18 protein-coding genes are annotated in these 21,562 nt (G+C 65.4%); 9 read left to right on the forward strand and 9 right to left on the reverse strand.

All coding sequences use genetic code 11. From position 1 onward, the window contains the following. Positions 1 to 105: 105 nt before the first annotated feature. The 3 genes from ACCD07_RS01615 to ACCD07_RS01625 are packed head-to-tail and all read left to right on the forward strand — an operon-like array spanning position 106 to position 2,253. Positions 106 to 441: a CzcE family metal-binding protein gene (locus tag ACCD07_RS01615; RefSeq protein WP_413446299.1), complete on the forward strand. Its 336-nt coding sequence runs from the start codon at positions 106 to 108 to the stop codon at positions 439 to 441. Between the two features lie 4 nt (positions 442 to 445). Then, positions 446 to 886 (forward strand): DUF305 domain-containing protein, encoded by a 441-nt coding sequence (locus tag ACCD07_RS01620; RefSeq protein WP_413446300.1) that lies wholly within the window; start codon positions 446 to 448, stop codon positions 884 to 886. Further along, the gene (locus tag ACCD07_RS01625; RefSeq protein ID WP_413446301.1) at positions 883 to 2,253 is read left to right on the forward strand and encodes a YncE family protein; all 1,371 of its coding nucleotides are present in this window, start codon (positions 883 to 885) and stop codon (positions 2,251 to 2,253) included. The genes ACCD07_RS01620 and ACCD07_RS01625 overlap by 4 nt, the downstream gene beginning before the upstream one ends. On the opposite strand, the gene ACCD07_RS01630 is transcribed toward ACCD07_RS01625, so the two are convergent. The 5 genes from ACCD07_RS01630 to ACCD07_RS01650 form a co-directional block, all read right to left on the reverse strand. Next, positions 2,254 to 2,991 carry an alpha/beta fold hydrolase gene (locus ACCD07_RS01630; protein ID WP_353404068.1) on the reverse strand — a complete coding sequence of 246 codons (738 nt, stop codon included), beginning with the start codon at positions 2,989 to 2,991 and terminating at the stop codon, positions 2,254 to 2,256. A gap of 124 nt (positions 2,992 to 3,115) precedes the next feature. Beyond that, entirely contained in the window at positions 3,116 to 3,889 is a 774-nt protein-coding gene (locus ACCD07_RS01635; RefSeq protein WP_353404067.1) for a substrate-binding periplasmic protein, read from the reverse strand. A gap of 15 nt (positions 3,890 to 3,904) precedes the next feature. After that, positions 3,905 to 5,266 (reverse strand): ATP-binding protein, encoded by a 1,362-nt coding sequence (locus ACCD07_RS01640; protein WP_413446302.1) that lies wholly within the window; start codon positions 5,264 to 5,266, stop codon positions 3,905 to 3,907. 1 nt (position 5,267) lies between these two features. After that, positions 5,268 to 5,936, reverse strand: coding sequence for a winged helix-turn-helix domain-containing protein (locus ACCD07_RS01645; RefSeq protein ID WP_176654406.1), 669 nt, complete (start codon positions 5,934 to 5,936; stop codon positions 5,268 to 5,270). A 24-nt stretch (positions 5,937 to 5,960) separates the two neighbouring features. After that, positions 5,961 to 6,695 (reverse strand): cytochrome b/b6 domain-containing protein, encoded by a 735-nt coding sequence (locus ACCD07_RS01650; RefSeq protein WP_413446303.1) that lies wholly within the window; start codon positions 6,693 to 6,695, stop codon positions 5,961 to 5,963. A gap of 175 nt (positions 6,696 to 6,870) precedes the next feature. On the opposite strand from ACCD07_RS01650, the gene ACCD07_RS01655 reads away from it, so the two are divergent. Beyond that, complete coding sequence (locus ACCD07_RS01655; RefSeq protein ID WP_413446304.1) at positions 6,871 to 9,405, forward strand: cation-translocating P-type ATPase; 2,535 nt, start codon at positions 6,871 to 6,873, stop codon at positions 9,403 to 9,405. Between the two features lie 45 nt (positions 9,406 to 9,450). Here ACCD07_RS01655 and ACCD07_RS01660 read toward each other — a convergent pair whose 3' ends face one another. The 4 genes from ACCD07_RS01660 to ACCD07_RS01675 form a co-directional block, all read right to left on the reverse strand. Then, on the reverse strand, positions 9,451 to 10,197 hold the full coding sequence (locus ACCD07_RS01660) for a substrate-binding periplasmic protein (RefSeq protein WP_413446305.1): 747 nt from the start codon (positions 10,195 to 10,197) through the stop codon (positions 9,451 to 9,453). Between the two features lie 139 nt (positions 10,198 to 10,336). Next, positions 10,337 to 13,312 carry a TonB-dependent receptor gene (locus ACCD07_RS01665; protein ID WP_413446306.1) on the reverse strand — a complete coding sequence of 992 codons (2,976 nt, stop codon included), beginning with the start codon at positions 13,310 to 13,312 and terminating at the stop codon, positions 10,337 to 10,339. 205 nt (positions 13,313 to 13,517) lie between these two features. Beyond that, positions 13,518 to 14,969, reverse strand: a complete 1,452-nt coding sequence (locus ACCD07_RS01670) for a hypothetical protein (protein ID WP_413446307.1) — start codon at positions 14,967 to 14,969, stop codon at positions 13,518 to 13,520. Positions 14,970 to 14,990: 21 nt separating this feature from the next. Next, positions 14,991 to 16,610 carry a glycoside hydrolase 43 family protein gene (locus ACCD07_RS01675; RefSeq protein ID WP_413446308.1) on the reverse strand — a complete coding sequence of 540 codons (1,620 nt, stop codon included), beginning with the start codon at positions 16,608 to 16,610 and terminating at the stop codon, positions 14,991 to 14,993. Between the two features lie 114 nt (positions 16,611 to 16,724). On the opposite strand from ACCD07_RS01675, the gene kduI reads away from it, so the two are divergent. From kduI to ACCD07_RS01700, 5 genes are read left to right on the forward strand one after another with little or no spacing between them, the layout of a single operon-like run. Further along, positions 16,725 to 17,573, forward strand: coding sequence for a 5-dehydro-4-deoxy-D-glucuronate isomerase (gene kduI, locus ACCD07_RS01680; protein ID WP_413446309.1), 849 nt, complete (start codon positions 16,725 to 16,727; stop codon positions 17,571 to 17,573). 8 nt (positions 17,574 to 17,581) lie between these two features. After that, positions 17,582 to 18,337: a 2-dehydro-3-deoxy-D-gluconate 5-dehydrogenase KduD gene (gene kduD / locus ACCD07_RS01685; protein ID WP_413446310.1), complete on the forward strand. Its 756-nt coding sequence runs from the start codon at positions 17,582 to 17,584 to the stop codon at positions 18,335 to 18,337. Beyond that, positions 18,334 to 19,410: a hypothetical protein gene (locus ACCD07_RS01690; RefSeq protein WP_413446311.1), complete on the forward strand. Its 1,077-nt coding sequence runs from the start codon at positions 18,334 to 18,336 to the stop codon at positions 19,408 to 19,410. The genes kduD and ACCD07_RS01690 overlap by 4 nt, the downstream gene beginning before the upstream one ends. Before the next feature lie 2 nt (positions 19,411 to 19,412). Further along, positions 19,413 to 20,627 (forward strand): AGE family epimerase/isomerase, encoded by a 1,215-nt coding sequence (locus ACCD07_RS01695; RefSeq protein ID WP_413446312.1) that lies wholly within the window; start codon positions 19,413 to 19,415, stop codon positions 20,625 to 20,627. Then, positions 20,624 to 21,562, forward strand: coding sequence for a carbohydrate kinase family protein (locus ACCD07_RS01700; RefSeq protein WP_413446313.1), 939 nt, complete (start codon positions 20,624 to 20,626; stop codon positions 21,560 to 21,562). The genes ACCD07_RS01695 and ACCD07_RS01700 overlap by 4 nt, the downstream gene beginning before the upstream one ends.

Below are 21,562 nucleotides of genomic sequence, written 5' to 3' on the forward strand. Positions count from 1 at the left end.
GTCATTTGCACGTCATCTTCCCGTCAGCGGCGGCTCTCTAGACTGGCTCCATCGATACAGCAAATGCATCGACTCCCCGACAGTCAACTCACTATAGGAATCATCATGTTCAACGCCATCCGCATCGCCTCATTGACCGCAGCCCTGACCGCAACCCTGGCCGCCTCCACCGCTTTCGCCGCCAACGGCACCGCCGAATACGGCAGCGCCGTGGCGCCATCCAACGCCCAGCGCCATATCGTCATCAACGCCAACACGCCCTGGGTCAACGTCGACAACGGCGATACCGTGGAATTCCAGTCCAACGGCACCAGCTTCACCTGGCATTTTGACACGCTGCACGACGAAGCCGCCTTCGACCTGTCGAAAATCGCCCCGGCAGGCAGTGTAGACCACAAGGTCACGGTGTATGTCGCCTCCAACCCGCTGTATCGCGGTTAAGGCCATGCGCGCACCACGTGGAGCACTACGCGGCGCGCTCCGTCTAGGCTTCGCCGGCGCCCTGGCGCTGGCGGCGTCGCAGGCGGGCGCCCAGGAACATCACCACCACGGCGACAGCGCAGACAGCGGCCAGCCGCCGCCGGCATTCGTCGCCAGCACCGCCAAAACCTTCGACGCGCTGATGGACGACGCCATGGCCGTGATGGACGCCGGCATGAAGCAGGCGCCGATGAACGGCGTGAGCGAACACGATTTCGTCACCATGATGATGCCGCACCACCAGGGCGCCGTCGACATGGCGAAAGCAGTGCTGCTGTACACCCAGGACCCGGAGATCCGCAACCTGGCGCTGGGCATCATCGCCGAACAGCAGAACGAAATCAAGGTGATGCAGGCCTGGCTGCAACGACAACCACAAGAGACCAATAAAGGGGCAAATAAATGAAAACCATCGCTTTCGCGGTAGGAACGCTGCTGTCGGCTTATGCCGCCGCCGCGCCGTCGCCGCTGGACCGCGTCTACACCGCGGACCAGAACACCAATACCATTTCCGTCTTCAACCCCGCCAGCAACACGCTGCTGGGCCAGATCAAGCTGGGCAACGCTCGGCCGGACGTGCTGTCACCGCTGTATCGCGGCGAGATCAATGTGCACGGCCTGGGCTTCTCGCCGGATCACAAGACGCTGATCGCCATTTCCAACGGTTCCAATTCGGTGACCTTCATCGATACCGCGACCAACAAGGTCAAGGGCAAGACCTATGTGGGCCGCTCGCCGCACGAGGGATTCTTCAGCGCCGACGGCAAGGAGGTGTGGGTGGTGGTGCGCGGCGAGGACTACATCTCCGTCATCGATCCGCTCACGTTCAAGGAAACGCGCCGCATCCAGACCGACCTCGGTCCCGGCATGGTGCAGTTCCACCCGGACGGCAAGCTGGCCTTTGCCGTGTCGAGCTTTACGCCGACCGTCGATGTGATCGACGTGGCGACGCACACCGTCGTCAAGCGCATCGGCGTGGTCAGTCCGTTCTCGCCGTTCCTGCAATTCACGCCCGACTACAGCGAGATCTGGATGACGCACAAGGACGTCGGCAAGGTCACCCGCATCAGCACCAGGACGCTGGAGGTGACCGGCGTGATCGACACCGGCTTCATCTCCAACCACCTGGCCTTCGCCACCGTGGCCGGCGAGGTGCGCGCCTACGTGACCATAGGTGGCGAGAACGTCGTCAAGGTCTACACCACCGGCAAGGAAGCCAGGCTGCTGGCCACCATCCCGACCGGCGCCCTGCCGCACGGGATCTGGACGTCCGACGACAGCAGCCGCATTTACGTCGGTCTGGAAAACGGCGACGGCGTGCAGGTCATCGATCCCGCGACCAACAAGATCGTCGCCACCATGCCCGGTGGGCAGGCGCCGCAAGCGCTGGTGTATTTGTCCAAGGTGGCGCCGTCCGCCGACGACCGCTCCAACCTGGTGCCGCGCGTGAACCAGGATTCGCACAACATCGCGCTCAAGCCGACAACCGGCGAAGGCAAGGGCTTTGTCGTGGTGCGCAACCTGGGCGTGGTCGATGCGATGGAAGTGTTCCTGTACAAGCTGAAGCCGAATACGGTTTATAACGTGACGCTCAGCAGCCAGGCGGCGCCGGTCGGCAGCTTCCGCACCAACGACGCGGGGATGGCCAACGGCACCATGATCGGGCCGGTGCGCGCGCAGGCCGCCAGCGATGCGGCGGCCAAGGCCGACCGCCTGATGGTGACCGAGGCCGGCACGGGCAGCGCTACTCCCGTGCTGGTCGGCGTTCAGTAATTACTTCGCTGCTTCAAGGATGAGGTTTGCAATCTCGTCCGGGTGCGAGATCATCGATACATGGCTGGACGCCAGTTCGATGGTCTTCGCGCCCATGCGCTTGGCGACGAAGCGTTCCAGTTCCGGCGACGTGGTGCGGTCGTTCTGCGACACGACGTAGTAGCTGGGTTTATTCTTCCAGGCGGCCTGCGTGGTACGGCCGGAGAACAGCGTCTGCGAAATCCGTCCCTGCGATGCGTACAGCACGCGCGCCTGCGCCGGATCGAGGTCGCCGGCAAAGTCGCGCACAAAGGCCTGCTCGCTCAGCTGTGCAAAACCATCCGGCGACTTGACCAGGCCCGCGCTGGCAGGCGGCGCCGGGAATTTGGCCGCCAAAGCGCCGTAGTCTTCGCCGACATCCGGCGCGCGCGCCGCCAGGTACACCAGCGCCGCCACTTTCGGATCGTTGCCGGTCTCGCTGATCACGGTGCCGGCCCACGAGTGGCCGACCAGGATCGTCGGGCCGTCCTGCAGCGCCAGGACGCGGCGCGTGGCCTCGGCATCGTCGGCCAGCGAGGTCAATGGGTTCTGCACCGAGGTGACGTGCATGCCGGCTTTCTGCAGGCGGGCGATCACCTCGTTCCAGCCGGAGCCGTCGGCATAGGCGCCGTGCACCAGCACGACGTTGTGTACCGACGGCGCGGCGACAGCGAGATTGGCCGCCAGCAGCGTGGCGGCGGCAATGAGTGAGCGTTTCATGGTCCAGTCCTTTATCGAGGTTAAAAACCCAGTATAGAAACCAGCCCATGACCCAAACATTACGCGCAGATTACAAACAGATTACAACGGCCGGCGAAAAGCCCTTGGCGAGGGCGTCCGCGCGCTAGTCCTGCTGCTCTCCCAGGTATTTTTTATAGATCGCATTGACCCGCCCGGCCGCCTTTAACTGCCGCAGTCCGGCGTTGAAGTCGTCGCGGACCACGGGATCCCGGAATACCGGGCGGTAGTCCTGGGGATTCATTTTCACAAAGCTGTGCATGACCACGGGCTTGGGACGGAAATCCTTGGTCTTCTGCAGCGCCGATGAAAAATACCTGAATATGCTTCGATCGCTGAGGGCGACATCGTAGTGCCCGGCATTGAGCGTCATGACCTGGAGCGACTGGTTGTTTTGCTCAAAATATCGCCCGGATTTTTTCACGTCGTCCAGCCACAAGGGATAGCGCCTGGCGGCGCCGGGAAACGCGATGACGGTCAACCCGCGCAAATCCGCCGGCGTCTTGATCGTCACGTTGCGCTCCTTCAAAGTGATGAACACGTTGTCATAAAAAACCGCCGGCTCGCCATAGTATCCGCCCGCCTTGTCCATGTTCTCGCCCAGGTCCGTCATGGCCGCGTCGACGCTGCCTGCCTTGAACGCGATCGGGATGCGGGCAAACGGATAATATGCCGGCTTGAGGACGTGGCCGCGAAAGGCCAGCGCTTCGCGGATGATCTCGATCTCGATGCCCGAGTCGGTCTCGGGAAAGCAGAACGGCGGAATTTTTTCACCGAAGGCCATCCTGACTTCGGCGCCGCTGCTCGCCATGGGCAGCAACACAGCCAGGGCCCAGCCGCACAGCAAGGGTACGGCGCTACGATTTTTTAGTATCGACATTTTGTCCGCCATTTCCTATTGTGCGTACACGGCCAGTGGTCCGGCCACGCTGGCCGCCATGCCGCCAAGCGACACCGAGCTCCCCGCGCCTAGCTCGAAGCCATGTGTGGTGGCGATCCGCCGCGCGATCGACCATCCCAGCCCGCTCCCGCTCTCCCCGCTGCCCGTCACCCGGAAGAAGCGCTCACCCAGCCTGGCCAGGTGGGCCGGACTGATCCCGGGGCCGCTATCCTCGATACTGAGGTTGAAGCGCTCATTCTGGCATACCAGCCGCACGGCGATGCGGGCGCCGGCCGGACTGTAGCGCACGGCGTTGTCGATCAGGTTGCGTACCAAGACCATCAGCAGCATGTCGTCGCCCAGCACCGGGCATTCCTTTTCCGCATCCAGGCTCAGTTCCTGCTGCTTGCCCGCGGCCTTGGGCGCCACCTCCGCCAGCACCTGCCGCACCAGTTGCCGCAATTCGACGGGCCTCCGCTCGACCACGCCGGTGGTTTCCAGCCGCGACAGCGTCAGCAGCTGCTCAACAAGCCTGGTCGCGCGATCGCAACCGTCGAGCGTGGCCGCCAATGCGTGCCGGCGCGCTTCCGGCTGGGTCTCTGCCGCGGCCACCTGCGCCTGCATGCGAATGGCAGCGATCGGCGTGCGCAATTCATGCGCCGCGTCCGCGGTGAAGCGCCGCTCCGCATCGCGCAATTCCACGATGCGTTCGAACAGCTGGTTCATCGATGACAGCAGCGGCCTCAGTTCCACCGTCAGGCCCGGCACCGCGATGGGCTCGAGCGCCTGCGGCTGCCGCGACAGCACCGCCCGGCTCAACGCGCGTATCGGCGCCGTCCCACGGCGCACCGTCCACCACGTGGCGACGGCCAGCAGCGGCAAGGCCGGCAGCAGCGGCCACAGGCTGCTGCGCAGCACCGCCCACAAAATCTCCTGCCGCGATGCCAGGCGCTCGGCGACAAAGACATCGAGTCGCCGCGCGCTGTCCGGCGCCGCGTAGGCGCGCCAGGACTTCCCCCCATGCGTCACCACGCCATAGCCGGGCCGCGCCGCGCCGCGCGCCATCAGGGGCTGGTCCGGCGCATCGTCGGACTTCAGTATCAGCCGGCCGGCCTGATAGACCTGGAACATGACGGTGGCGGAGGCGACATGCCGGACGCCCGGCGTGCCGGGCGCGATCTCATCACTGTCGAAATCGCCCAGCCTTTGCGTCAGCAGCAACGCCGCCGACTGCGCCAGATGGGCGTCGAGCAGTTCGTCCAGTTCATGCCGGGCATCGAACCAGGTCAGGCCGGCGGCAAGCAGCCATATCAGGGTGACCACCGCCAACACCGATCGGATCAAGCGGCCTTGCAATGACGCCGGGCGGCCCGTCATGCTAGGCCGCCGCCCGCAACAGCATGTAACCGACGCCGCGCACCGTCTGTATCAGATCGGCCCCCAGCTTGCGCCTCAGGTTATGGATGTGCACCTCAATCGCATTGCTCTCCACCTCCTGCCCCCAACTGTAAAGATATTGTTCCAGCTGTTCGCGTGACAACACCCGGTCCGCATTGAGCATCAGCGCCTGCAGCAGATCAAACTCGCGCGCCGACAGCGACACCACCGCGCCGGCGCGCCGCACGATCCTGGCGGCGGCGTCGAGCTCGATGTCGCGGGCCCGCAGGTACTGCTGGACCTGGCCATGGGAGCGGCGGATCAGGGCGCGCAGGCGCGCCGCCAGTTCATACAAGTCCACCGGTTTCACCACATAGTCGTCGGCGCCGATATCCAGGCCACGGATACGGTCAGGCACCGTATCGCGTGCGGTCAGTATCAGCACCGGCACCATGACGCCGGCCTGCCGCACTTCGGCCAGCACGGCCAGGCCGTCCTTCAGCGGCAGCCCCAGATCGAGCACGGCCGCGGCATAAGGGGGTTGCGTCCGCAACTCGCGCGCGGCAGCCGCACCGTCCAGCACCCAGTCAACCTGGAAACCGAGCTGGCGCAAGCCCGCCTGCAGGCCGTCACCGAGCAATCTATCGTCTTCCGCGAGTAGTATATGCATCTCAGGATTATCCCACGAAACACCTCAGTCATCCTCGGCTCCGGCATGGCTGCGCTCGCGCGAAGCCGCCACCTTGCCGTCGCCGGGGATATCCGCGCCGCTGCCTTGCCACCACCAGAATCCCAACACCAGCAGTAGCAGCAGGAATGCGATGCCGCCGCGCAGTCCCGGCCCTTGCGCCGGCCCGGCTTGCACGCCGCGCTTGCGCCCGGTGAACATCGCCTTCACCAGATTCTCGCGATGCAGCCGGCTCGCTACCAGAACGCCGGCAACGTGCAGGGCGATCACGGCCAGCATCAGGTTCGCGATCAGCTCGTGCACCTCCTCCATCCATGCGCCGGCCTTTTCGGCATACAGCAGCCAACCGGAGGCGGTCAGCGCCAGGGCGATCGCCAGCATCAGCAGGATGGCGACGGCGCCGGCGGGGTTGTGTCCGGTAAAATGCTGCGGCCGTCCGCTTGGCAGGGAGCGGAGATAGGCCAGGGTCGCCCGCGGTCCCCGCACAAAGATGGAAAACCGCGCATGATACGTGCCGAAAAATCCCCACCCCAGGCGGAAGCAGACCAATGCCGCCATCGTGTAGCCCAAGGTCACGTGGACCAGGCGCCATGCGTCCATTTCCGCCGTCAGATAAGCCCCGGCAAAGCAGAACACCATCAGCCAGTGCACCAGGCGGACGGGCAAGTCCCACACCTGGATCGTGCCTTGGACTTGGCTGTGGTTTTCGCCCTCCCCGGGCGCGGCTTGAATATCTTTCATCGAATGCTCCTCTGCGTTGGTCAAACAGTGTCAAGGCCAGGCTGGAGGCGGAAACCTCGCCGGCGCAATGACATGGTCGCCGCGCGACATTAAGGAATTCTGAGCACCATCGGATGGCACCGGCAATTTCCCGCATGCGATGTGCTACGCTTGCACAGAAAATAGGATGGATTCCATGTCGGCACGACTGCAAAATGAAGGCCTGAGCGCTTCGGAGGCCGCGGAGAGGCTGCGTAAAAACGGCCCGAACGAGTTGCCCACCTCGCGCCCGCTGAGCGCTGGGCGCCTGCTGCTGGACGTGGTCTCGGAGCCGATGTTTCTGCTGCTGGTGGCCTGCGGCGTCATCTACCTGGCGCTGGGCGACCGCAACGAAGCGCTGATGCTGCTGGGTTTTGTGTGCATCGTCATCTGCATCACATTCTTCCAGCAACGGCGCACCGAGCGTTCGCTGAACGCCTTGCGCGACCTGTCCTGTCCTCGCGCCTTGGTCATGCGGGACGGCAGGCAGGAGCGCATCGCCGGCAGGGAACTGGTGGTGGGAGACCTGGTGCTGCTGGCGGAGGGCGACCGCGTTCCCGCCGATATCGACCTGCTCAACGCGTCGAATCTGACGGTGGACGAGTCGATGCTCACGGGCGAGTCGGTGCCGGTGAGCAGGCACGGCGCGTCCGGCGCCGGCGGCGATGTGGAAAGCCGCGTCTATTCCGGCACCCTGATCACGCAAGGAACGGCAAGCGGATTGGTGATCGCCACCGGAGCGCACAGCGCGCTGGGGCGCATAGGCGCATCGCTTGCCGCGCTGGGCGGAGAGCTGACGCCGATTCAGCTGGAAACGCGCGCCGTGGTCAAGGCCGTCGCCATCGGCGGCTTGTGCCTCGCGGCCGGCCTAGCGTTCGCCCATTGGTGGCTGCGCGGGGATTGGCTGCAGGGGCTGCTGGCGGGGTTGACACTGGCCATGGCGATCCTGCCCGAGGAATTGCCGGTGATCCTGACGCTGTTCCTGGGGCTGGGCGCATGGCGGCTCGGACGCGAACAGATCCTGGCGCGCAGCATACCCGCCATTGAATTGCTGGGGGCGACGACGGTGCTGTGCGTCGACAAGACCGGCACGCTCACCGCCAATCGCATGGAGGTGGTGCGGCTTTGGTCGGAACAATCCAGCTACGATTGCCGCGCCCCGGCCGCCGCTGTGCTGCAAGAGGCGCTGCATGGCCTGCTCGAATATGCCGTCCTCGCCAGCCACCGGCAAGCGTTCGATCCGATGGAGGCCGCCATCGGCCAGGCCGGCACGCGCCTGCTGGCCAACACGGAACACCTGCATTCCGACTGGGCCCTGATTGACGACTATCCGCTGTCGCGGCAGATGCTGGCCATGTCGCGGGTGTGGCAATCGCCGGACCGCACCGAATACCTGATCGCGGCCAAGGGTGCGCCGGAAGCCATCATCGACCTGTGCCACCTCGATCCCGCGCGGGCGGCGGACATCTCGGCGCAAGTGGCGGCGATGGCGGACCACGGCTTGCGCGTGATCGGCGTCGCCAGCGCCACCTTCCCGGCGGCCGGCCTGCCGGACAATCAGCATGTGTTTGACTTTGTGTTCCTCGGCCTGGTCGCATTGCAAGACCCGGTGCGGCCGGAGGTTCCTCGGGCGGTGGCGCAATGTCACGCCGCGGGGATGCGCGTGGTGATGATCACCGGCGACCATCCGGCCACGGCCTTGGCCATCGCGCAGCAGGCGGGTATCACCGGCGCAGCGGGCGGGGTGCTCTCCGGCGCCGAGCTGGCGCAGATGGACGACACGGCGCTGCAAGCGCGGCTCAAGGATACCGACGTCTTTTGCCGCATCGCCCCGGAACAGAAGCTGCGCCTGGTGCAGGCCTTTCGCCGCCGGGGCGACATCGTCGCCATGACCGGCGACGGCGTCAACGATGCGCCGGCGCTCAAGGCGGCCAGCATCGGCGTGGCCATGGGCGCGCGCGGCACCGACGTCGCCCGCGAGGCGGCGGCGCTGGTCCTGCTCAGGGACGACTTCTCGTCGCTGCTGTTGGCGGTCCAGCACGGCCGCCGCTTGTTCGCCAATCTGCGCAAGGCCATCGTCTTCATCGTCGCGGTGCACGTGCCCATCGTCGGGCTGTCTATCCTGCCGGTGGCGCTGGGCTGGCCAATGCTGCTGATGCCGGTGCACATACTGTTTCTGCAACTGGTGATAGACCCGGCCTGCTCCATCGTGTTCGAGGCGGAGCCGATGGAAGCGGACGCCATGGTGAGCAAGCCCCGCAGGCCGGACATGCATTTGTTCGACCGCGAGATCCTGGTACGCGGCTTGCTGCAGGGGGGCGGCCTGCTGCTGATGCTGGTGGGCCTTTACCTGCTGGCCCGGGACGTCAGCAAGTCCGACGACATCGCGCGCACCACCACCTTCCTCGCCCTCATCCTGTCCAACCTGGGACTGATCCACGTCAATCGCAGCTGGTCCCTGCCGTCATGGCGGCGGCATGCGTCGAACCGGGCGTTTGCCTGGATCAGCCTTGCAGCCGTGTCGCTGTTGCTGTTGGTGCTCTATCTGGACACCATACGCGAACTGTTTGCGTTTTCACTGCCCGGCCTGCCGCTGCTGCTCGCCAGCGCCATGCTTGCCGCGTTGAGCGTCGCCTGGTTCGAGTCGGTCAAATGGGCACAGTCGCGCGTCGGGAGCCGGCCAGGAAAATAGCGGCGCCAAGCCGGGTGGAGAGCGCGACGTTTTTCGCCTTGCGGTCTATTTCTGTGGCAATTCAACATCGAAGCTGGTGTACTTGCCCATGATTTTCTTGATCTCGCCGCTGGCAGTGAGTTTCCTCACCGATCCCTTCAGCGCCCTGATCGTTTCCGGCTTCGCGCTTTTCTTGGAAAGGAACAAGATGAAATCGTTGCTGCCCAGGACCAGGGGAACGCCAAGTTCCTCCGGTTTGACGCCGGCCATATAGGCGCCGTAAAACAAGCCCACGCTGGAGCCGACGCCCGCGTCCAGGCGCCGCATGGCCAGCATTTTCGCCATCGTCACGTAATCGTTGACCGGGTACTTCTGGATCGCCCTGTCGCTGTCGAATTGTTCCACATAATTGCTGGTACGCACCACGCCGACGGTCTTGCCGCGCAACTCGGCCAGGTTGTTGTAACGCGTTCCGCTGGGGCCGACCAAAATGACGGGCATGGTGGCAACGCTGGCCACCGGTACGGCGACCCGCGCCATATGCTCATTGCTGAACCGCAAGATACAGTCGGCGCCGCCGGTTTCGATTTCGAGGGCGGTGCGGGCGTAGGGAACCAGCGCGTTTGTGTAAGAGAACCCAGCCTCCTCCGCAATGCGATTTCCGATTTCATACATCATGCCGGTGGGCTTGCCGTCGCTGCCGACAAATCCCCATGGTGGCCCCTGGATCGTTTGAATCCGGAGCGGTTCGCTCATGGCGGACCAGGAAAGCAACACCCCTGCCGTCATCGCGCATACTTGGAATAGTTTCATTTCTTCACATAACTTAAGCTGTCCCAAAATTCATTAGACGCCAAAGGGTCGAAAATGTCTATCGCCGGGGGCGAGCCGCCCGCCAAACGCGCATGGCGAGCCGAAGCTCGCCATGCGGTACCGCTGTCAACCGATTACATTACTTGCCGAACTTGTAGCGCAGCGCCAGGCTGAAGGTGCGGCCGTTGGCATAGTGCTGGCGCTCGATCCCGGTCTGGTAGGCGCCAGGCTCGCCGACGAAGCGGTTGAGCGCCTTGTCGAGGATGTTGGAGGCGTTGAACGACAAGGTGAAGTTTTCGTCGATGTTGTAGTTGACCGAGCCATCCAGGATGCCGGTGGCGGAAATGCCGCGCGCATCGATAGGATTGGCCGACGCGCCGAACAGGATGGAATCCGAACGCCAGGTGTAGACCAGGCGTGCCGACCACTTGGTGTCCTCGTACATGCCGGAGACGCTGTAGCTGTTCTTGGACTGGAACGGCTGGATCGAATCGACGATGCGCGGCGCGGCGGCGGTGCCGAAGTTGACCGGGTTCGACGTCTTAACATAAGTGTACGAACCGGCCACGCCGAAGTTCTTCAGCGGCGCGGCAAAGCTGTCGAAGAAGTACTGGCCCGCCAGTTCCATCCCGCGCGCATCGCCCTTCTCCGAGTTCACCGACTTGGTGATCTGGTACTGGCCGTTGCTGCAGCTGTTGTTCTGGCTGCCGCTGTAGGCAGGCACGCCGGCCACGGTCTGGCATTCGACGATGCCGTTGAAGAAGCCATCGATCTCCTTGTCGAAGACCGCCGCCGACACGTAGTTGGTCTTGCTGAAGTAGCGTTCCAGCGACAGGTCGAAGCTGTTGGCGGTTTGCGGACGCAGTGCCGGGTTGCCGGCGTTGCCGGTGCCGGTCACGGTGTTGACCGACAGGGTCGGGTTCAACTGGTCCAGCGGCGCGCGCGTCAGACCCTTGGCGTAGCCGAAGCGGGCCAGGAAGTCCTGCGTGATAAAGCCGGTCAGGTTCAACGATGGCAAGGTGTTGGTGTAGCTCGTCTTGGTGGAAGTCGGCGTGAACACGCCGGCCGTCAGGCTGTTCATGGCCACCGCCTTGCTGTCGGTGCGCACCACGCGCACACCGACGTTACCGGTGATACGGTCGTCCAGCGCCGAGAATTCGCCCATCACGTAGCCTGCCAGCGTGTTCTCGCGCAGGAAGCGGCGCGCGCCGATGTTTTCGACGTAGGCGTTATCCTGCGGGATGCCCGCCTTCGGGAACAGGTTGGCGACCTGGTTGCCCAGCAGCGCTCCCGGCGTGTACACCACGTAGCCGCCCGAGTAGCCGGCGTCGCCGTCCATGAAGTTGGTCGGCGACTGCTGCGTCACGCCCAGCGTATCGGCCGAAATGCCGTTGCTGCGGGCCGCGTTCAGCGGCAGGCCGTCCACCGTCAGCGGCTTGCCGGAGAAGTTGTAGCTGTTGAACCGGCTTTCCTGGTTCGCGTAGCGGGTGCCGAATTTCACGGTGCGCAGCAAGCCCTCGCCCACCGTGTATTTGCCGCTGATGGCGCTGGCGCTGCCCTTGTCGTCCGTGATCTGGTTGGTGCCGTTGGCGTAGTCGCGGAACACGAAGTTCGCGGCATCGCCCAGGTTCGGGCCCGTGAAGTTCAGCTGGTGCGGCGTGCCGTCGGCCAGGCGCGTGGTGTTCCAGTACAGGCCGGCCTTCGAGTCCATGTTGACCGAGCGGTTGTCCTGGGTCTTCTTCGACTTGATGTAGTTGAACTCGGCCTTGATCGCCAGCTCGGGGGTCGGGTTCCAGTCGGCGCCGCCGGCGGCGATCCAGGTGGTGTAAGGCGTATGCTCGTCGCCGCCGACGGTGTTGACGGTGGAGTTGAGGAAGGTGCCGCCCAGCAGGCGCTGGTTGGCCAGCACATCGTTGCTGCCGCCGTTGATGTTACGGTTGGCCAGGCCTTCGGTGAAGGCGAACGGCGTGGTGGTCAGGTTCTGCACGTTGGCGCCGTCGACCGAGTTCAGGCCGCGGTAGTTCTGGTGGTACAGGTAGTAGGTGTAATTGAACTCGGTGAAGAAGCGCAGCGTGTTGTCATGGCGGTAGTCGGCGGCCAGGTTCAGGCCGCGGCGCACGCGCATGATGGTTTCCTGGAACGCGTTGTTGGTGATGGCGGGCGCCGTCATGATGTTACCGATCTGCTCGGCCGACAGACCCGTCAGGTTCGGCGTGTTGGCGCCGACGGTGGCCGAAGTCGGCAGCGTCGGCACGCCGGCCAGATAGCTGACGTCGGAACGGCCGACATAGCTCGACAGCGGCTGATTCGGGCTGTTGGCGGTGTTGGCAGCGGCCAGCGTCTTGTACTCGGCGCTGTCGGCGCGCACCGCGCGCTTGAAGTTGGCGCCGCCGTTGGCCGGGTTGTTGTCGGAGCGGCCGGTGCTGCTCTGGTAGACGGCGGCGGCCATCACGCCCAGCTTGCCGCCGCCTTCCAGCGTCCATTTGTTGGCGACCAGGCCGAACAGCTCCGGATCCTTTTCCTTGGCCAGGTCGTTGTAGCGGCCGGACACGCCCAGCGACACGGTCGGTCCCTTGAAGTCGCTCGGATTGCGGGTGCGGATATTCACCAGGCCGCCGATGCCGCCTTCGATGTGCTCGGCCGTCGGATTCTTGTACACGTCGACGCCGGCAATCATGGCCGGGATCGCGCCTTCGATATTGTATTCGCGGCCGCCGGCGGTAAAGTAGGCGCGGCCATTGACCTGCGACGCCGTCTGGCCGGACAGGCCGCGGATGGTCAGGCCGGAACCGACGCCGACCGGCGAGGCGCCCTCGCCGCCATAACGGTAGCCCTGCACGCCGGGGATCCGGGTCAGGGTCTCGGCAACGTTGGGATCCGGCAGCTTGCCGATGTCTTCGGCGGTGATGGAATCGACGATTTCAATCGAGTCCTTCTTGATCGCCAGCGCGTTGCGGGCGCTGGCACGTATGCCGGTCACCACCACGGTCACGTCCTGCGCATCCGCTCCCTGCGCCTGGGCTTGGGCCAGCGCGCACGGCGCCACGAACAAGCCCTGCGCCACGGTCAACGCCAGCGCGGAAACCGGCAGCGTGTGTTTGATCTTCATCTTCATTTTATGTCTCCGTTGTTGTGCGATCCGCGCTTTGTGCGCGTGATGGAGCAGTGCCGCTCCTTTTCTTGTTGCGTATCGGATAATTCGTCTAAGCAAGTTATCGATAACAGGATTGATGGTATCACATCCTTTTCAGATGTCCACGGTTTTCTCTGTTATCGATATCTTGTCGGTAAATTGTAGCTTGGAAGCCACAACATAAAAACTACTTGAAACTGACGCCTTCGACAAACTGGCCGATATCGAGCAGGTTGATTTCGGGCGCCGTCAGCTTGCGCCCGCCCACGGTGACATTGTCGATGACGATGTTCTTGACCTTGTGCTGCGCATCGTAGCCGTACATGACCGAGGCGCTGGGCGCGCCCTCTCCCGTGAAGCTGATATTCTTCAGCAGGATGTTCTCGATGCCGCGTCCGGGACTGGTGTTGTACTTGGGCGTGTAGGCGATGTGCAGGTTGAACAGCTTGCCCTCCTCGATGCGGTCGACGCGGATATCCTCGAACGTCACGTCCCGCACCAGGTTGTCGTCGCCGGCCATGATGCCGATCGCGCCCTCGTATTCCGGATCGTCCTCGTCGTGGTCGAGGATGTCGATATTGCTGAAGCGGATGCGCTCCAGCACTTCAGGCTCCGGATGGGCCGGCGTCGGCGTGTTGCCATGTATGCCGATCATGACCGCGTGCGCCACGTCGGCCCACAAGGTGCTGTCCTTGACCACGATGTCGCGCGTATTGCCCCAGATATCCCAGCGGTGGTTGTACAGCGTCACGCTGTCGTCGGAGGTGCGGATAAAACTGTCGGCCACGGTCACCCGCTCGCAGGCGAAGTGTCCCAGGCCGTCCGACCACTTGCCTCCGCCGATGGTGCGGATGCTGCGCTCCTCGATATCCTGCGAGGTGATGCAGCGCATGGTGCCGTGCGGCTGGTTGAAGAAGATCGGTCCGTCGATCAGCACATGGCGTGAATTCTTGATGGTCAGCATATCGACGCTGTCGAACAGGCCGTCGCTGAAGATCTTGACGTTTTCCACGCCGTTGACGATCAGCGGCCGTTTCAGCAGCGCCGAGCCGTCGATGTAGACGGTGGAATTGGAGCGCACATTGAACTCGCCGTCATGCACGCCGGGGCCGAAGTACACCACCGGCTGCGTGAAGTCCGGCGGCGTGCCGTTGCCGATCGGCGCGGTGGCCGCGCGTGGCGGCGCGGCCGGCATGTCCTTGCGGATCGCATGCGTGAACAGGTGCAGATTGTGCAGGTGGTCGTCGTCGAACTCAATGCTCAGGTTTTCCGGGCGCGTCAGCGTGAAGTACGCGGTGCGGCCGCGCACCACAGGCTTGATGCCCTTGCCGGATGGCCGTATCTTCACTTCGCTGAAGCGGCCGTTGTTCTTCTGCACCGCCACCTCGACCGGGCCGTCGAAATTAAAATAGACCATCGAGGCATCGCTGGGATTGTCCAGGTCAACCTTGACCTTGTACTCGTACAGATCCTGCCAGACGCCACCCGGCGTGCGCACCCGCACCGTGTAGTCGTCGTTGTGATGCGAGTAGCGTACCGCTTCCACGAACGGAAACACCTGCAACTGCGAAGCTGCGGCGGCCGCCGGACCGGCAGCCAGGAACAGCGCGGCAACGGCGCTGGCGATTCGAATATTCATGCATTGTCTCCTGATTGTGTTTTATTGGCCGACACGGAAGTAGTCGACATCGATAAACGACTGGCGGTCTTGCACGCCCTCGGCGGCAAGGCTCATCAAACCGATCTGCGCGCCCACCCAGCGGCCAGCAACCGCCTGGAAGGGTTTGCCCGCCGGCGTGTAGGCCACGCCATCCAGGCTGTATGAAAACTGCACCAGAGCGCCCTCTTCCACCCGCGCGCGCAGGTAGACCGGGCCCTTGACCGTCACCGGCAACGGCTCGACCTGCTCCACGCAAGCCAGCGCCGGCGTCTCGCAGCGCGACAGCGCCAGTTGCGTGACGCCGCCGCTCCGGCGCAGGCCAAGCCAGGCATACTGCACACCCAGCACCACCAGGCCGGCGCGTTGCAGCTGCGCGCCGTGCGGCTCCAGCTTCGTCTCCACGGTGAAGGCGGGAGCCGGGAATTTCTGCGTCAGCACCGACGGCGCCATGCGCGCGCTGCCGGCGGCCGGCTGCGCGTACAGCCGCAGGTGGCCGCGCCGCGCATCGAGCGCGTACCAGCCCTTGGCCTGATTGGCGTTCCACTGCCATTGCAGGCCGAGACGCGGCGACGCGAACTCGTCGCCGGTCGGCGGCACCAGCACGCCGCGGTCCTTGCCGGCTGGCTTGTCGTAATTCTCCACCGGCTCGCCGACGCCGGACTGGCCGGCCTCGGCGCCGATCACCGGCCAGCCGTCGCGCCAGCGCATCGGCTGCAGGTGCACCACGCGGCCGTATGCGCCCTTGTCCTGGAAGTGCAGGAACCAGTCCTTGCCGTCCGCGCCATCCACCCAGGCGCCCTGGTGCGGCCCGTTGATGGGCGAGGTGCCGCGCGCCATCACGATCCTGTCCTCATACGGCCCCTCGATGCGGCGCGAACGGAACACCGACTGCCAGCCCTGCTCGACGCCGCCGGCCGGCGCGAACACATAGTAATAGCCGTTGGCCTTGTACAGCTTGGGCCCTTCGATGGTGTGGTAGCCCGGCAGCAGGTCGCCGTTGATGATGTCCTTGCCGCGCGCGTCGAGCAGCGCCGTGGCATCGGGGCTCATGCTGCGCAGCGTCAGGATGTTGTTGATGCCGGAGCGGCTCTTGGCCCAGCCATGGACCAGCCATGCCTTGCCGTCGTCGTCCCACAGCGGCGCCGGGTCGATGATGCCTTTACCCGCCAGCAGCAGGTGCGGCTCGCTCCACGGTCCGGCGAACCGGTCCGCCGTCATCACGTACACGCCGAAGTCGGGGTCGGGATAGAAAATCCAGAATTTCCCAGCGTGGTGGCGCAGCGCCGGCGCCCACACGCCCTTGCCCGGCTGCGGCACGGCGAACACGGATGCCGGCGGCAAGGCCGGCAGCGCATGGCCGACCAGTTCCCAGTTGACCAGGTCCGACGACTGCAGCAGCGGCAGTCCCGGCGCGTTGTTGAAGCTCGACGACACCATGTAGTACATATCGCCGACGCGGATGGCGTCCGGATCCGCATAGTCGGCGTGCAGCACCGGGTTCTGATAGCGGCCGTCGCCCAGGTCGGCCACCCAGGGCGCGCGCGTGGCGGAAACCGCCGTCTGCGCGCCGGCCAGCATGGGCAACAGGGCCAGAATCAAACTACACGTCGTCGATCTCAATGCGGTCTCCTTGATAGTTTTTCTTGTTATCGATAACAGCTTACTGTAATATTTGATGAAAAGATAGTCCGGCATCGACATCGGCGCCGGACAGACACCATCAGGAGACCATCCATGTACGATAAAATCTTTCACGCCACCCACCCCGATATGATGTCCGGCGTCAGCAACGACCAATTGCGCGATCGTTATCTGATCAGCCAGCTGTTTTCCGCCGACCAGGTCAAGCTCAATTACTGCCACCATGAGCGCTTCGTGGTCGGCGGCGCAGCGCCTGTGACGCAGGCTATCATGTTGCCGCGCCATACGGAACCTGCCTCGGCGGCCGGCCAGCCCTTCCTCGCGCGGCGGGAACTGGGCATCATCAACGTCGCCGACGGCGACGGCATCGTCACCGTCGACGGCGAGCGCTTCGAGCTGGCGCCGCTGGACGGCATGTACATCCCCATGGGCTGCGCCGACGTCACGTTCGAATCGGTGGACGGCGGCCGCCCGGCGCGCTTCTACCTGGTCTCGACGCCGGCGCACGCGCGCTTCGAGCTGAAGAAAATCACCCATGCGCAGGCGGTGCCGCTGCAACGCGGCAGCGCCGAAACCTCGAACGCGCGCACCATCTACCAATACGTGATCCCGGGTGTCTGCCAGTCCGCCCAGCTGCTGCTGGGACTGACGGTGCTGCAAACGGGCAGCGTCTGGAATACCATGCCGCCGCACCTGCACGAGCGCCGCTCCGAGGTGTATTTCTACTTCAAGCTGAGCGAGACCGAGCGGGTGTTCCATTTCATGGGCGAGCCGGATTCGGCGCGCCACATCATCGTCGCCAATGAAGAAGCGGTCATGTCGCCGCCGTGGTCCATCCACATGGGATCGGGCACCGCCAACTACACCTTCATCTGGGCCATGGGCGGCGAAAACCTCGACTATACCGACATGAACGTGCTCGATATCTGCCAGTTGAAATAGGAGCCGCCATGTCCGATTTATTTAATCTGAACGGCAAGACCGCGCTGGTCACCGGCGCCAATACGGGGCTGGGGCAGGCGATCGCCGTGGCCCTGGCCGAAGCCGGCGCGGACATCGTCGCCGCCGGCCGCAGCGCGGCGGACGACACCGGCCATCAGGTGCGGGCGCTGGGCCGGCGCTTCCTGTTCGTGCAGGCCGACTTCGGCTCGACCGAACCGCTGCAAAGGGTGGCCGACGCCTCCATCGCCTTCAACGGCGGCGTCGACATCCTGGTCAACAACGCCGGCACCATCCGCCGCGCCGACAGCCTCGACGTCACGGAGGAAGACTGGGACGCCGTCGTCAACACCAACCTGCGCTCGGTGTTCTTCCTGTCGCAGGCGCTGGCCCGGCACATGGCCGGACGCTGCGGCGGCAAGATCATCAACGTCGCCTCGCTGCTGTCGTTCCAGGGCGGCATACGGGTGCCGGCCTACACCGCCAGCAAAAGCGCGCTGGCCGGCATGACGCGCGCGCTGGCCAATGAATGGGCGGCGCTGGGCATCAACGTCAACGCCATCGCGCCCGGCTACTTCGAGACCAGCAACACCGCAGCGCTGCGCGAGGACGCCGACCGTTCGGCGGCGATCCTGGCCCGCATTCCGGCCGGCCGCTGGGGCCGTCCCGACGACCTGGCCGGCGTCGCCGTGTTCCTCGCCAGCCGCGCCAGCGACTATGTCCACGGCGCGGTCATGCCGGTGGACGGCGGATGGCTGGCCCGATGAAGCATCCGACGATGCATGCCGTCCCCGGCGCCGACACTGCCGCACCGGGCAACGGCGGCCGCGGCTGGCGTTTGAACTGGGACCACGGCAGCGCCGAAGTGCAGCCGCTGGGCGGCATGCTGGGACCGGTGAGCCTGCGCCTGGACGACGAGCGCGAACTGGACCTGATGCACGTGGCGCCATGGGCCGGCACCACCGGCGCCGCCGGCCTGCCCGGCGTGCTGCGCCGCCTGCGCGGCGAATGGCCGTGCGTGCCCTTCGGCCGCGCCGACATCCCGGCCATCCTGCCGCCCGGCTGGCACACGCGCGCCAGCGACGACGCCTGGATGCACGGCTACGCCGCCAACCAGCGCTGGACCTGCATCGAGGCCAGCGCGCTGCGCGTACACCTGGCGATCGAGTACCCGGCCGACAGCGCCATCGCTCGCATCGAACGCGTGATCGCCGCCGATCCGGACGCGCCCGCGCTCGACATCTCCCTCAGCATCTGGGCGCGCCGCGCGGCGCGCGTGCCGGTCGGCCTGCATCCGACCTTCCGCATTCCGCCGGCCCCGGGCCGGGTGCAAATGGCGCTGGGCCCCCATGCCGGCATCCACAGCTATCCGGCCTGCCCGCCCGGCGCCGTCTCGCGGCTGCTGCCGGACACCCGATCGGCCACGCTGTCGGCCCTGGCCGGCGTCGACGGACCGCTCGACCTGACCAGGCTTCCGCTGACCATGCCCACCGAGGAACTGGTTCAGGTGCGCGACCTGAGCGGAACCGGTGGCCAGCCGCCGTTCGCCCTGCACTACCTCGACTACGACGCCAGCGTCGGCATGTGGTGGGACACGGAACAGCTACCGGACCTGATGCTATGGATTAGCAACGGCGGCCGCATCAACTATCCGTGGATGAGCCGCCACCTGGCGATCGGCGCCGAACCGCTCAACAGCCTGTTCGACCTGGGCCGCGTGGCGCAGGCGCCGGCCGGCCATCCGCTGGCCGACCGCCTCGGCCTGGCGCTGCATCCCGACCAACCGTGGCACACGCGCTACCGCATCGCGGCGTGGCCGAACGCCCGCCAAGGAGATTGACCATGCTTCCAGATTTTCGCTCGCGCGAGATGCTGCTGTCGCACATCGCCCACACCATGCGATTCTACCACCCCCGCTGCATCGATCCCAGCGGCGGCTTCTTCCACTTCTTCCGCGACGACGGCACAGTCTACGACAGCCACACGCGGCACCTGGTCAGCAGCACGCGCTTCATCTTCAACTACGCCAAGGCCTGGCGCCAGTTCAGCGATCCGGCCTACCTGGAGGCGCTGCATCACGGCCTGGCCTTCCTGCGTCAGGCGCACCGCAATCCGCGCACCGGAGGCTATGCCTGGCAGCTGTCCTGGAAGGACGGCAGGAAGCAGGTCATCGACGCCGACAACCACTGCTACGGCCTGGCCTTCGTGCTGCTGGCCTATGCGCAGGCGCTGGCGGCCGGCGTCGGCGAGGCGCGCGCCTACATGACGGAAACCTTCGAGCTGATGGAACGCCGCTTCTGGCAGCCGGAGCACGGCCTGTATGCCGACCAGGCCAGCGCCGACTGGAGCGTGCTGGATCCCTATCGCGGCCAGAACGCCAACATGCACGCCTGCGAGGCGCTGATCGCGGCCTTCGAGGCCAGCGGCGAAACCCACTACCTGCAACGCGCCGCCCTGCTGGCCTACAACATCACCGTGCGCCAGGCGGCGCTGGCCGGTGGCATGATCTGGGAACACTATCATCCCGACTGGTCGGTGGACTGGGACTACAACCGCCACGACAAGAGCAACATCTTCCGGCCGTGGGGCTACCAGCCGGGCCACCTGACCGAATGGGCCAAGCTGCTGCTCCAGCTGGAGCGCCATCCGGTGGCGCTCGACGGCGAGACGGCATGGCTGGCGCCGCGCGCCGCCGATCTGTTCAACCTCGCCGTCGCCAAGGCCTGGGATGCGGAACACGGCGGCATCCACTACGGCTTCGGCCCCGACGACGAGATCTGCGACGCCGACAAATACTTCTGGGTGCAGGCCGAAAGCCTGGCGGCGGCCGCCGTGCTGGCGCAGCGCACCGGCGACGAAGGCTACTGGGTCTGGTACGACCAGCTGTGGGCCTATAGCTGGCGGCATTTCGTCGACCACCGGCATGGCGCCTGGTATCGCATACTGGGCCCCGCCAACGAAAAACTCGGCGACGAGAAAAGCCCGGCCGGCAAGGTCGATTACCACACCATGGGCGCATGCTACGAAGTGCTGCACGTGCTGGGGAGCGAGGCATGAGCGGCCTGCCCGTCTTCGTCTCGGCCGGCGAGGCGCTGACCGACATGCTGCGCGACGGCGCCGACAACTGGACCAGCCAGGTCGGCGGCTCGACCTGGAACGTGGCCCGCGTGATGGCCCGCCTTGGCGTGCCGAGCGCCTTTGCCGGCGCGGTCAGCGACGACGTGTTTGGCGACGCGCTGCTGCGGGCCAGCGCCGAAGCGGGACTCGATTCGCGTTTCCTGCAGCGGCTGGGCCATTCGCCGCTGCTGGCCATCGTGTACGAGCGCAATCCGCCGCGGTACTTCTTTGTCGGCGACGACAGCGCCGACCTGTACTTCGATCCTGACCGGCTGCCCGCAGGCTGGCACGGCGCGGCGTCGTGGGTGCATTTCGGCGGCATCAGCCTGGCGCGGCCGCCGCTGCGCGACACGCTGCTGGCGCTGGCCGTGCGGCTTAAAGAACAGGGCGTGGCGATCAGCTACGACCCGAACTACCGGGCGCTGATGGACGAACGCTACGATCCGGTGCTGCGGCAGATGACGGCGCTGGCCGACGTGATCAAGGTGTCGGACGAGGACTTGTGCGGCCTGTTCCGCTGCCAGGATCCGGAACCGGCGCTGGCCGCGCTGCGCGCCCTCAATCCGGGGGCGCTTTACCTTTACACATTGGGCGCCGCCGGCGCCCGCCTGCTGCACGGCGGGCATACCTGGAGCGCGCCTGCGCCGGAAGTGCGGGTGGCGGACACCGTCGGCGCCGGCGACGCCAGCATCGCCGCCCTGCTCTACAGTTTGATGCGGCAGCCGGAAGCCGGTATGGACCAGCACCTGCGCTACGCGGTTGCCGGCGGCGCGGCGGCCTGCCTGGCGCCGGGCGCCGCCCCGCCGACGCTGGAACAGCTGCAGCAGCAGCTGCCGGCCGTGTCGGTCTACAATCACCAGGCAGTACAATCATAA

The sequence above is a fragment of the Duganella sp. Dugasp56 genome (genome assembly GCF_047304105.1).
Classification (GTDB): domain Bacteria; phylum Pseudomonadota; class Gammaproteobacteria; order Burkholderiales; family Burkholderiaceae_D; genus Rugamonas; species Rugamonas hordei.

Coding starts and splice junctions, on each gene's coding strand:
- ACCD07_RS01665 (WP_413446306.1), bottom strand. CDS start 13,312: ATGAAGATGAAGATCAAACACACGCTGCCGGTTTCCGCGCTGGCGTTG.
- ACCD07_RS01620 (WP_413446300.1), top strand. CDS start 446: ATGCGCGCACCACGTGGAGCACTACGCGGCGCGCTCCGTCTAGGCTTC.
- ACCD07_RS01645 (WP_176654406.1), bottom strand. CDS start 5,936: ATGCATATACTACTCGCGGAAGACGATAGATTGCTCGGTGACGGCCTG.
- ACCD07_RS01635 (WP_353404067.1), bottom strand. CDS start 3,889: ATGTCGATACTAAAAAATCGTAGCGCCGTACCCTTGCTGTGCGGCTGG.
- ACCD07_RS01660 (WP_413446305.1), bottom strand. CDS start 10,197: ATGAAACTATTCCAAGTATGCGCGATGACGGCAGGGGTGTTGCTTTCC.
- ACCD07_RS01655 (WP_413446304.1), top strand. CDS start 6,871: ATGTCGGCACGACTGCAAAATGAAGGCCTGAGCGCTTCGGAGGCCGCG.
- ACCD07_RS01695 (WP_413446312.1), top strand. CDS start 19,413: ATGCTTCCAGATTTTCGCTCGCGCGAGATGCTGCTGTCGCACATCGCC.
- ACCD07_RS01615 (WP_413446299.1), top strand. CDS start 106: ATGTTCAACGCCATCCGCATCGCCTCATTGACCGCAGCCCTGACCGCA.
- ACCD07_RS01625 (WP_413446301.1), top strand. CDS start 883: ATGAAAACCATCGCTTTCGCGGTAGGAACGCTGCTGTCGGCTTATGCC.
- ACCD07_RS01670 (WP_413446307.1), bottom strand. CDS start 14,969: ATGAATATTCGAATCGCCAGCGCCGTTGCCGCGCTGTTCCTGGCTGCC.
- ACCD07_RS01700 (WP_413446313.1), top strand. CDS start 20,624: ATGAGCGGCCTGCCCGTCTTCGTCTCGGCCGGCGAGGCGCTGACCGAC.
- ACCD07_RS01650 (WP_413446303.1), bottom strand. CDS start 6,695: ATGAAAGATATTCAAGCCGCGCCCGGGGAGGGCGAAAACCACAGCCAA.
- kduD (WP_413446310.1), top strand. CDS start 17,582: ATGTCCGATTTATTTAATCTGAACGGCAAGACCGCGCTGGTCACCGGC.
- ACCD07_RS01690 (WP_413446311.1), top strand. CDS start 18,334: ATGAAGCATCCGACGATGCATGCCGTCCCCGGCGCCGACACTGCCGCA.
- ACCD07_RS01640 (WP_413446302.1), bottom strand. CDS start 5,266: ATGACGGGCCGCCCGGCGTCATTGCAAGGCCGCTTGATCCGATCGGTG.
- kduI (WP_413446309.1), top strand. CDS start 16,725: ATGTACGATAAAATCTTTCACGCCACCCACCCCGATATGATGTCCGGC.
- ACCD07_RS01630 (WP_353404068.1), bottom strand. CDS start 2,991: ATGAAACGCTCACTCATTGCCGCCGCCACGCTGCTGGCGGCCAATCTC.